The organism is Actinoplanes sp. NPDC048791 (assembly GCF_040650095.1).
Taxonomy (GTDB): domain Bacteria; phylum Actinomycetota; class Actinomycetes; order Mycobacteriales; family Micromonosporaceae; genus Actinoplanes.
The window spans coordinates 1-11,614 of the sequence record NZ_JBEZGQ010000173.1 but is presented as its reverse complement, the minus strand read 5'-3'; the positions used below and the strand labels follow the sequence as shown (position 1 = coordinate 11,614).

Here is an 11,614-nt window from a genome sequence, read left to right as displayed (position 1 = left end):
TGGGTCTGCTCGTGGCAGGCGTGATCGGCGGGGTCTACCTCGGCAAGGACCAGGCGCCGACGAGATCGGCCAGGCCTTCGAGAACAACTACCGCCCGATCGAGCAGCAGGTGCTGCTGGCCTGGGAAAAGCTCGGCCTGTACGTCGAGGGCCTGGGTGACGCGGTGGTCGACACGGTCCGTGAGGCCACCGAGACGGACCACCACGCAGCCGTCCAGGTGGAGCGGACGTACAGGACACGCTCGTGACGATCCTGCCCAGCCCCATCCCGCACCCGCTCGACTACATGCCGTTCGACGTGCCCGGCTGGGCGTACGAGGCGCTCGAATGGGTGGTCGGCTTCGACTGGCCGGAAGGCAACGAGAAGACGACCTGGGACGTCGCCGACCGCTGGTACGCGCTCGCCCAACGCCTGGCCGAACCGCGCGACGAGGCCTACGACGCGGCCGGCCAGGTGCTCTCCGGGTACGGCGGCGCGGGCGCGCAGGCCTTCAAGGGCGCCTGGGACCAGCTGTCCGCGGACGAGAACGCGCCGCTCAACTCGCTCCTGGCCATCGCCGACGAGCTGGGCAAACTCGTCGAGGAATGCGGCTGCGACATCGAGGGCGCTAAACTCGAGGCCTGGATCGAGATCGGCCTGTTCCTGATCGAGCTGATCGGCATGGCAGTCGCCGTGGCGCTGACCCTGGGTGCGGCGTCCCCGGCGGCGGGCGGCCTGATCGCGGCGACCCGGCTGGCCATCCAGCAGATCTTCAAGCGACTGGTCCAGCAGCTCAGCAAGAAGGCGATCAAGAAGTCGCTGAAGGAGGCCGGGCAGCGGGCGGCCAAGCAGCTGACCACGAAGGCGGGACTGAAGAAGCTCGGCAAGGAAGCCTTCAAGGAGGGCTTCGACGAGATGCGCGAGGAGATCGCCACCAACGGGGCGATCCAGGCGTACCAGAACTCGACCGGGCGGGCCCACGGCTTCGACGTACGGGATCTCGGGATGTCGGCGGCCGGCGGATTCGCGGGTGGGTTCGCGGCGAGCGGGGCGGGCATCGGCAAAGGCGGCCACGGCGGCGGGGGAATGACCCGCGGGATGGCTGCGGAGGTGCTCGGCGAGTTCGGCGGGGCTGCGGTCAGCGGGGACCTGCCGGATCTGGAAAGTGTCGCCAAGTCGGCCAGTTCGGGGGCCAGCGGGTCGCTGATGGATGGTGCGCGGTCGGGCTTCGCGGACGGGTTGGCTGACAAGGTCGGCAATCTCGGGGTGCCTGGTGGTCCGGTGTCTCTCGGGGCGGGGTCCGGACCGGGTTCTGCGGCCGGGGACGGGGGTGAGGCGGGCCCCTTGTCGTCGGTGTCGTCGGTGTCGTCGGTGTCGTCGGTGTCGTCGGTGTCGTCGCCCAGCTCGTCCTCGACCGGCGCTTCCTCGGGTGGGCTCTCTTCAGGTGGGCCCCCTTCAGGTGGGTCTTCGGATTCTGGGGCCGCGTTCGCGCCCTTGTCGGTTTCATCCGATCCGACGGCATATGCAAGTGGTTCTTCGGCCGGGCCGGTGTCGGTTTCGACGGATGGCGGTTCTCGCTCGGCGGATGCGACGTCGGTGTCCTACGCGGCTCCGGCGCCGTCCGGTGGGGTCAATCTGTCGAGCCTTGCGCCTGCGGTTGATGCGCCTTCGTCTGTCGGGGGTGAGACGGGGGTTTCCGGGTCTTCGGGCACTGCTGTTGCTTCGGGTGCGTCGGCAGGGGCCGGTTCGTCTGGTGGGCTCGCTGGCTCTGGCCCCGGCACGCCGGGTGGGCTCGCTGGCTCTGGCCCCGGCACGCCGGGCGGGATGGTCGGCGGGGGGACGCCGGCCGGATTCGGCTCAACCGGAGGGCTTGGTTCTTCTGCTCCAACCGGTTTCCAAGGTGGTGGTGGCGGGTCGGTGTCCACCGGGGCGGTGACCTCGGGTTCTGGTCCTTCTGTGGCCGGGACTTCGGTGTCGTCGCCGTCGGGTCCGGCTGGGTCTCCTTCGGGGAATGGCCCTTCGGTCAGCTCGGGTCCTCGCTCGCCTGCGCCTGCGAGTGGCCTCAGCCCGTGGTCTCCCTTCGGGACGGACACGTCGAGCAACGGCACCACGCCCCCGGCCCGGAGTCCCGGGATCGACCTGACTTCGCGCACGGATGCCCCCAACCGGCCGAGCATTGTTACCACGAATCCTTCACTGCCTGGGAATGGGAGCTCCCCGCTCGGCAACGGCACGCACCCGACGCCGGCCGGCACCTCACCGACCGGCCCGAACGTCACCGGTCCGAACGTCACAGGCCCGAACGTCACCAGCCCACGTGCCACCAGCCCCAACGTCACCGGCCCAGGTGTCGCCGGCCCGAACGTGACGGGTCCGAACGTCACGGGCCCAGGTACCGCCAGCCCCAACGTCACCGGCCCAGGTATTGCCGGCCCGAACGTGACGGGTCCGAACGTCACGGGTCCGAACGTCACGGGCCCGAACGTCGCCGGCCCGAACGTCGCCGGCCCGAACGTCGCCGGCCCGAACGTCAGCGGCCCAGGTGTCGCCGGTCCGAACGTCACGTCGCCGCGGACTGGGCCTGACGGCAGCACTCCCGTCGGCAACGATTCGAACTCCACGCCGCCACGGAATCCCGCCTCGCCGGTCGGTGCTGCTCGTGGGTCGGCTGCGGTTGATGTCACTGCGCCGGCGGCCGGTGCGACCGGGAGCGGGCTGCTTCCTGGGCGGACCGATCCCGGTGGACCGGCTCCGAGCAACCCGGCCACGCGACCGCCGCAGGTGCCCGGGCCTCGGGACGGGGCTGTGGACGTACCGTCGCGGTTGAGCGCGACCCCGACGGATCCGGCGGCGGTCCTGGTCGGTGCTGCTCCCGGCCGCGGTCTGCCGCCGCAGACGGCGGCCGCGCCGGAGACCGAAGTGGACGGGTATTTCCGGTACGCGCGGGAGCTGCGCGAGTCGTATGCGACGCACCGTCGTCAGGAAGTGATCGACGCGGTCGAGGGCAAGGCGGAGAGCGCGCGCCGCCGGGCCCGGAGCGCGCGGCGATCTGCCCGGGTTGCGCGTTTCCTCAAGTTCGATCCGCACATGGCGGCGTACTTCCAGGCCCACGTCGATGTGGCAACGGCGGAGGCCGAGCGGGCGGAAGCGCAGGCCACGGCGCTGAAGGACCCGGCGTGGCGGCCGCCGCCCGGAACCATCACGGACGTCGCGCCGCAGCACTGGCACCGGGCCAATGAGGACCGTGGCCGACTGGCGCGCGGCGCGGTGACGTTCGGCAACCGGTCGATGCTCACCGGTAACGATCATCCGCCGCCGATCGACGCGACCCGCCCCTACGGGACGAGGGCAGGCCTGCGCGAGCCGCTCGCCCAACATCAGGTCGACCTGGAAAGCGCGGTCCCCCGCGACGGCAACGGCGATCCGGTACGCGGTGCCGACCCGCGCGCGCCGTACTTCCAGCTGGTCAACGACGGCGGTTCGAAGGCCGACCCGACGCGCGGGATCAACTGCCAGGACTGCGTGCTGTCGTTCTTCGACACGTACGTGCACGGCCGGCCCAGGGTTTCGGCGCCGCGAACGTTCGACGGCTACGCGGACGGCGACTCGACAAAACCGCTGTACGGCGAGGACATCGGCCCGGAACGCGTCGAACACGCGACCGGCGGCCGGTTCCAGTCACTGTGCGCGGGGGTGGGCGGCGACCACCCGGCGGTCGCAGGCCAGAAGATCCAGCAGGCGCTGGGTGACGTGTCCGCACAGCTGCTGGCGGGCGGGCACGGATCGTTCGCATTCCTGGTCAACGCCTGGGAAGGCGGGTCGGCGCACGCATGGGCGGCGGTGAACCAGAACGGCCAGATCCTGTTCGTGGACCCGCAATCAGGCCGGGTCGCGCCGCCGGGCACCAGCTTGTACGGCCACCTGGGACGCCCGGACGCGGCGAACGTGGTGGCGTTGGATGCGCTGGTGGTGGACGGGCGGGGAAACCCGATGCCGTTCGGCGGGAGGCCGGATGGGATTTGGCGGCCGAAGCAGACGACTCTGCCTCCTCCGCCTCCGCGGCCTGCGCCGATCTACTACTCGTCGGCTTACCAGCAGCCTGTTCCTTCGCCGGCGCCTGGTCCTGGGCCTTTCCCGGGGCCGTCGCCGTCGCCTGGTCCTACGCCTTCGCCGACTCCTCGCCCGGCGCCTGCACCCGCGCCCTCACCTGCGCCGACGCCTTCACCGGTTCCGCCGCCCTCGCCTGCGCCGACGCCTGTCCCCGCACCGGCTCCTGCGCCTGACCTCGCGACGCCGCCTGCACCCGAGCCTGGTCCTGTGCCGGCGCCTCGGCTACTCGCCACCCCAACGCCTTCGCCGGCGCCCGATCTTCTCGAGTCCACTCCGACTCCGCGGGATGAGACGCCGGATGCCCTGCTGGCGGCCGACCTCGACCGGGTCAGCCAGGCCGAACCGGTCCCACCCTTCGATCCGCGACCAGGCCCCGATCCGCAGCCCGGCCCGACGCCGCCGACCCCGGCACCGGACCCGTCCGTCACGCCGCGGCCTGCTCCCAACCCGGTCCCGTCGCCGCGACGCCCGGTCGACCGCATCGCCGAAGCGCTGGCCCCGAAGCCCGCGCCGGTGGACCGCATCGCGGAAGCCCTGGCTCCCCGCGACGACCGGCAGCCGACGCACGACAGCACGCCGAACTCCACCGATCCGAACTCACCGATCGACGAGGCGCTGAAATCCGGCACGCCGAATCAGACAGCCGGAATTCACCCCGAGCGGGCCGAATGGCTGGAGCAGGTGCGCCAGGCCGAGCATGACGCGCGGGAACGGAAGTCGTACCGCGGGTACATGGAGCACGCGCGCGCCACGCACGAGGACAACCGGCGCGCCGAGTACGCCGACTATCTGGTGCGGATCGCTGATGGGCAGCGGACCAAGGTGCTCGACCTGGGCATGCAGGCGGATGCCGCCCTGGCGTCGGGTTCCACGCTGCTCGGCGAGCACCTTCGGGCCGAGGCGCGGCGTACCAGTGAGGACGCCGACGACCTGGAGCTCAAGGCCCGGCAGGTGCTGGCCGGGGAGTTCGCGCCCGAACGGGTCGAGGTCGAGCCGGCGGACTGGGTGCGGATCAACGACGACGTCGGCACGATGGCGCTGGGCGGGGTCGAAACCGGGGATCAGTCGGCGCTGACCGGCGACGGCGTTCCGCCGCCGGTCGACCAGAGCCGGCCGTACGGGAAACGGGGCGGGTTGCGCGCGCCTCTCGCCGTACATCAGGTTGATCTGGAAAATGCCATGCCGCGCGATGCGGACGGCCGGGTGGTGCGCCTGGCCGATCCCCGGCAGGGGAATTGGTTCGGCCTGGCGAACGACGGCGGCCCGGCCGCGGACCCGACCCGCGGCATCAATTGCGTGGACGGCGTGCTGTCACTGTATGAAACCTATGTGCATGGTCGCCCCCGCGTCTCGGCGCCGCGCACATTCGATTCATACGCGTACGGCGACCCGACCCGCCCATTGGGCGCGGAGGATCGGGGCCTGGCCCGCATCGAGGACACCGTCGGCAGCGAATTCCAGGGGCTGTGCCCGTACGTGGGTGGGCTGGACCCGCAGCAGGCGAAACAGGCTGTGGACACGGCCATGACGAACCTGCACAACCATCTGTACAACGCGGGCCATGGCGCATTCGCCTTTATCGTGACGGACTCTGAGGAAGGCACGGCCCACGCATGGGCGGCGGTGAACCAGAACGGCACAATCCTGTTCCTGGACCCGCAAACGGGCCGCCTCTCGGAGGAAGCGCCGCTGTACTCCCATGCAGGAGTCAAGAACAACGGCAACGTCATCTCGATGGACGCGGTGGTGGTGGACGGACAGGGGCGGCCGGCGCCGTTGCCGTACCACGAGGCCGGCCTGTGGAGCCGGTCGTCGCTGGAGCCCACCGGCGCGTCTTCGGACAGCGCAGGTGGCGATGACAACGATCATGCCTCGGAGTCGGCGGACGGATTCGACGCAGATGCGGTCGAACGAGAGATGCTGGAGTCGCTCGACCCGGATGTTCGCGCCGCGATCGAGGAATCCGTCAACGCGGCAAGTGCGACGGCGGCACGCGTGTCGCCCATCCTTCATCGCGCTGTCGCGGCGGTGAACGCGAGCGGCCGCAGCATCCCGCTCGAAGTCGTCAAAGAGGAATATCGCGTCAAGACCGCCGACTCGCTGGGCCGTACCTACGCGGTCGAGTCAGAGTTCGAGGATCTGAACGTCGCGGACTTCCTGTCCAGCACCAAGGACCGCGTCCGATTCTCCGTGCGGGTACCCGAGGACGGGTACGTGGAAGCGGTCCAGTCCACGCTCGACGCACTGGCGATCTCCGACCTTCGAGTCGATCGCATGGTCAATTTCTGGAACGACAACGGCCGGCACAATGGTCTCAACGTGACCCTGGTGGACCCTCAAGGATTCCTGGTCGAGTTGCAGTTCCCGACCGCGCTCTCCTTGAGTGTCGGTTCGGTCACCCACGATCTGTACAAGAAGGTACGGCTTCAGCGAGCGCCGGCACGCCAACGCATAGAAGCCTTCCTCGCAATGCTCGCCGTCAACAAAGACAACGACATCGGTTCCCACCGGCCTGCCGACTTGACACGCCTGCCGATCACCAAAACGGTCGACACCACTTTCCGGCGCTTCATTGATGACGAGCCCGTAATGTGGGCGGACTACTCTCAGTATCTTGCTCAGCGTAACCAGACCTTCGACGAAGTCCTCGCGGCGCACAGGCTCACGCGAGATGATGTCTTCGGCAACAGCGGATCGGATGAGGGCGATGACCGACGAGAGATTCGGCTATCAGGCGGTCCTGAAGTCCGACATGTCGGGGACAGTAAGCAGCCTGATCGCCTACCAAGTGATCATGGACAACCCCTTCCAGGCAGTGATCTGGAGCGTCCCGCGGAAGGCGTGGATCTACGCTCCAGCACTGGCGGTACCGATGCTGTACGACGACAAGTACCAGGACCGAAGGAAGCAGATAGACAGGATCACGGCCGAGCAGATCGCACGGGAGAACCTGCACACGGATCTCCCCACCGAGGAAATCCTCCAAGCGATGGTGGAGGAGGGCCAACGGATGGGCTGGACGTACGGCCCACCCCGTCAGTAGCACCTCGCAACACTCCGCCACCCTCCCCGTCGGGTCCGGTCCCGAGGGGTGCCGAGCCGGGGCGCGTCGATCCCGCGGCACTCGCTGCCGCGCAGCACGCCGTTCGCCAGTACGTCGAACCTCATTCGCCGGAACTCGCCGACGTCGTGGTGCGCCTTCTGGCCGACCACGCGGCCACGGATCACCGCCTCAACGCCACAGAGGCTCTGCTGGACCCTCAGCGAAGGCCTCGTGCACTTCAGTTGCTCACCGCACTCGCTCGCGCGGCCACAATCTCCCGGCACATATCGCTCGCCGACTTCCTCGCCGACAATCCCGGGTTGGGCACGATCTTCGAGCCGGTGTCCGAGGACATCAACACAGCGCCCGACGGATCTTCCCGAAAGAAGAATTTCGAGGCACAGGCGCGTCAGCAGGATCCGGTACGAGCAGTGGGAGCCGACCCGACTCCGTCGGAACTCGCGCTGGTCGATGACTACGGCGTCCGTCTGCAACGGCGGGTGCTGCCGGCCGCCAGGCGAGAAATCGCGGAGCTGGCCGACCTCCTGGGTGACCTCGCTCGGGTATCTGCCCGGGCCAAGAAGAGCGGGGACCTCCTGGACAAGGTCAGGCGCATGACCAGCGACCGCCCGAATCGTCCCGCCCGACCCGATTACCGCATCGGAGACATCATCGATGCTGTAGGAGTGCGGCTGACCGTACCCGACATGGCGACGCTGACCGTTGCCTTGGAGATGGTCAAGGATCGTCTTGGCGACCGGATCCTCGAGATCGAGAACATGTACGCCCAGCCCAAGGCCCAGGCGCCGTCATATCGAGTGATTCCGCTCATCGTCTCGATCGAGGTCGACGGGCTGCCGTGCACCTATGAACTGCAACTCACCACGGAACGCGCCTCCCTGGCCGCCGACATCGAGCACAACACGCTGTACAAGCCTCATGTCAGTACGAGCCGGTTGCAGAAACAGGCCGTGCAGACTGCGATGGAGGAGGCTGCCGCATTGGACCAGCTCGAGAGCGCCGAACGGGACAGCGATGGTTGACAGCGATCTGGGCACCAACGTCCACCTCTACGAGTACGGCGAGGCGTACGACGATCTCCGGCCGGCGTTCTTCATCGACGAGCGGGTCTACGACGACCCGCAGCTCGCTCAGTCCGTCGTTGAGTCCGCGGACGCCGCGATGACTCGAGCCGGCGTCATCTACGAGGTCGAGGTGACATCCGGACGGCATGCGACCCGGCCCATCGGCGTGCCGACCTGGGAGGAGTTCAAGCAGCGGCACTTCGTCGACGGCGTGCCCCTGCCGGTACGTCCTGCTCGCCACGACCCCGCGGTCCCACCGTCCTGGGCAGCCATGATTCGCGCCGTCGAAGATGCGCACCGCGCCTTTCGCGAGGAACTCGTCCAGCTGGTCACCACTGCCCTGCCCGGCCAAGGCGTCTTCACCGCGCACGACCCAGGGCCCCTGCGCCGGTCGGCCGGCTCGGTGAACTGGAGTGAGGAGAGCTTCGGCTTCGAGGTGACGATCCAGGCCGGCCTGGGTGATCTGCCCCCCGCCGAGGCCTTGGACCGTGTCAGCACCCTGCTGGCAGCGCACGGCTGGCGGCTAGAGGAGCGCATCACCCGACCGGCCGGCGTCGCGGTGGAGGGCTTCCGAGACCATTTCGCTGTCCTCGTGGACGCCCGGCCGGCCAAAATCACCGTGCTGGGTGAGTCGCCTCTCTACCGGGCACCGGCCGCCCCTGCCTCCGCCTTCGTGATTGAGCCGCGCTAAACGATCGCCATGTCGACGAAGCGGGACAGGTGCAGTTGCGCTGCCACCGTCACCGTGTCCGTCGGGCCGTTTCGGTGCTTGGCCACGATGAAGTCCGCCTCGCCCGCGCGCGGGGACTCCTTGTCGTAGTAGTCGTCGCGGTGCAGCAGGATCACCACGTCGGCGTCCTGCTCGATCGAGCCGGACTCACGCAGGTCGGACAGCTGGGGGCGCTTGTCGGTGCGCTGCTCAGGGCCACGGTTCAGCTGGCTCACCGCGATCACCGGGCATTCGACCTCCTTGGCCAGCAGCTTCAGGCCTCGGGACAGCTCCGCGACCTCCTGCTGGCGGCTCTCCGTCTTTTTCGGGGAGGACATCAGCTGGAGGTAGTCGACCACGATCAGTTTCAGGTTGTGGCGCTGCTTGAGGCGGCGGGCCTTCGCCCGGATCTCCATCAGGTTCATGCTCGGGGTGTCGTCGACGAAGATCGGGGCCTCGCTGATCTCGCCCATCCGGCGGGCCAGCTTGGTCCAGTCGTCGTCCGAGAGCTGACCGGAGCGCAGCACGTGCAGCGGCACCCTGGCTTCCGCCGACAGCAGACGCATGACGATCTCGATCTTGCTCATTTCCAGGGAGAAGATGGCGCTGGCGCAGTTCGCCCGGATGGCCGCGTTCCGGGCGAAGTCCATCGACGCGGTCGACTTACCCAGACCCGGACGGCCGGCGACGATGATCAGCTGGCCGGCGTGCAGGCCGTTGAGCAGCCGATCCAGGTCGGAGAAGCCGGTCGGTACGCCGGTCATCATGCCGTTGGTGGCGCCGACCGCCTCGATCTCGTCCAGCGTCGGCTGAAGCATGTCGGCCAGCACCGCGAAGTCCTCGGAGACCCGGCGCTCGGTCACGTCGTACACAGCCTGCTGGGCGAGGTCGACGATGTCGTCGACGTCCATGCCGCCGTTGCCGCCCGTGCCGTACCCCAGTTGGGTGATCTTGGTGCCCGCCTCGACGAGGCGGCGCAGCACGGCGCGCTCGGAGACGATGCGGGCGTAGTAGGACGCGTTGGCGGCGGTCGGCACGCTCTCGATCAGGGTGTGCAGGTAAGGCACGCCGCCGATGCGCTGCAGGTCGCCGGAGTCGGACAGCGCCGCCGCGACGGTGACGCCGTCGGCCGGCTCGCCGCGGCCGTAGAGCTCGAGGATCGTGTCGAAGACGGTCGCGTGGACCGGGCGGTAGAAGTCGTGGGACTTGAGGATCTCGACGACGTCGGCGATCGCGTCCTTGGACAGCAGCATGCCACCGAGCACGCTCTGCTCCGCGGCGATGTCCTGCGGCGGTGACTTGTCGAAGCCGCCGGTCTGGGGCGGCGGCCCACCGGCGCCTGGCGGGCGGCCACCGGAGGGCTTACCTCCTGGAGATGACTGCGGCCGGGAATCGGGTCGTGCGTCGTCGGTGATCGACATGCCGACCTACCCCTTCATCGTCGTTCCTGCTCCGTGATCAAACAGCCCGGGTACGACACTTTCGGGTGAGCAGGACCCCGAGTGAGTGACGGGGACCACAGATTCACCGGAAAAGTCGGCCCAGGCCACGAAGAGGGACCTGATCCGGCGCGGGTAACCATACGAAGCCGCACGTCACAGACCCAAGCGGGCCGGTGGACGAGCCTCGGGACAACCTGTGGACAACCCGCCTCCTCCTGTGCGCGGCCCTGTGCACAGCCTGTGTACAACGCCTGGGGATTCCGGGAGGCGCGCCCATCTGAGCAGCACTTTTGTCGTCCCCACCGTGTGGAGAGATAAAAAGAACGCCTTCGTGAGCAAGCTGTCGTCCCAAGACATTGCAGATCGGACGCGCGCACGTCACGCTTTTCTGGTGGACCAACGGGAGTGGGACTACGGAGCCCGCCTGCCGCGCGAAAGAAGCGCGTCGGACTCCTGGACACCCACAAACCGCCCGGAAGATCCCGATTCGTCCGCTAAAGCGGAGCCCGGGGCCACCGTGTGGGGCACCGGCTCGCCGGCCGACACGGGCAGCATGCAGCCGATTCCCGAAGCGGTGGCCTGGTCGCTGCGGGCCGACGCCTGGGCGCAGAACCCCGAAACACCGGGTGAGTCTTCGGGCACGGTGAGTCGCTGGTCCGACGTGGCGGCGACCGGCCGCCCCGCATTGCCGGCCGAGGGCGTCGGCTGGCGCACCCAGACTTCCGAGTGGCGCTCCACCGCGGAGAGCGCCCGCTGGCGGCAGACGACCGAGTGGCGTTCCGCTTCCGGCTCGCACGGCTGGCGCACGACCACTGAGGCCTGGCAGAGCGGCGACGCGGACGCGGTCATTCCGCCGCAGGCGGAAGCCCCGACCCGGCTCCCGGCCATCTCCGGCACGGCGTGGCCGACTCCCGCGACCGACGACCAGGCCGGCTCAACCCCGAGCTGGCAGCCCCCCGACGCCACCCCGTCGTGGCAGCAGCCCGGGGAGCCGCGGCAGAGTCAGCCCAGCGCCACCCCACCGTGGGAGTCCGCGCGCGGCGAGGACCGGCCGGCGTGGCAGCAGTTCACGTCCTCCAGCGCCACCCCGTCATGGCAGCCCGCCGACGCGCCTCCGCCCCGGCAGCCCGATGCCCGGCCGTCCTGGGACAGCCGACCGAGCTGGCAGGCCTTCGCCGAGACGCCCCGGCCCGGCGCTCGGCTCCGGGGTCGTGCTCAGTGCCGACGGGCTGATCCTGACCAACAA

General features: G+C 69.1%; 3 protein-coding genes and 2 pseudogenes. 4 read left to right on the top strand and 1 reads right to left on the bottom strand.

The window, feature by feature from the left end; genetic code table 11:
• The 3 genes and pseudogenes from AB0C29_RS15580 to AB0C29_RS15570 form a co-directional block, all read left to right on the top strand.
• Positions 1-247, top strand: a pseudogene (locus tag AB0C29_RS15580) (hypothetical protein); the annotation flags it as partial.
• Positions 244-8,175 (top strand): toxin glutamine deamidase domain-containing protein, encoded by a 7,932-nt coding sequence (locus tag AB0C29_RS15575; RefSeq protein ID WP_360820635.1) that lies wholly within the window; start codon positions 244-246, stop codon positions 8,173-8,175. The pseudogene AB0C29_RS15580 and the gene AB0C29_RS15575, both read left to right, overlap by 4 nt.
• Positions 8,168-8,908 (top strand): hypothetical protein, encoded by a 741-nt coding sequence (locus AB0C29_RS15570; RefSeq protein WP_360820633.1) that lies wholly within the window; start codon positions 8,168-8,170, stop codon positions 8,906-8,908. Before AB0C29_RS15575 ends, AB0C29_RS15570 begins: the two co-directional genes overlap by 8 nt.
• Here the strand turns inward: AB0C29_RS15570 and dnaB are convergent.
• Entirely contained in the window at positions 8,905-10,347 is a 1,443-nt protein-coding gene (gene dnaB, locus AB0C29_RS15565) for a replicative DNA helicase (RefSeq protein WP_360546616.1), read from the bottom strand. The genes AB0C29_RS15570 and dnaB overlap by 4 nt on opposite strands.
• 574 nt (positions 10,348-10,921) lie before the next feature.
• Between dnaB and AB0C29_RS15560 the strand changes: the two are divergent.
• Positions 10,922-11,614, top strand: a pseudogene (locus AB0C29_RS15560) (hypothetical protein); the annotation flags it as partial.

Coding starts and splice junctions, on each gene's coding strand:
- AB0C29_RS15570 (WP_360820633.1), top strand. CDS start 8,168: ATGGTTGACAGCGATCTGGGCACCAACGTCCACCTCTACGAGTACGGC.
- dnaB (WP_360546616.1), bottom strand. CDS start 10,347: ATGTCGATCACCGACGACGCACGACCCGATTCCCGGCCGCAGTCATCT.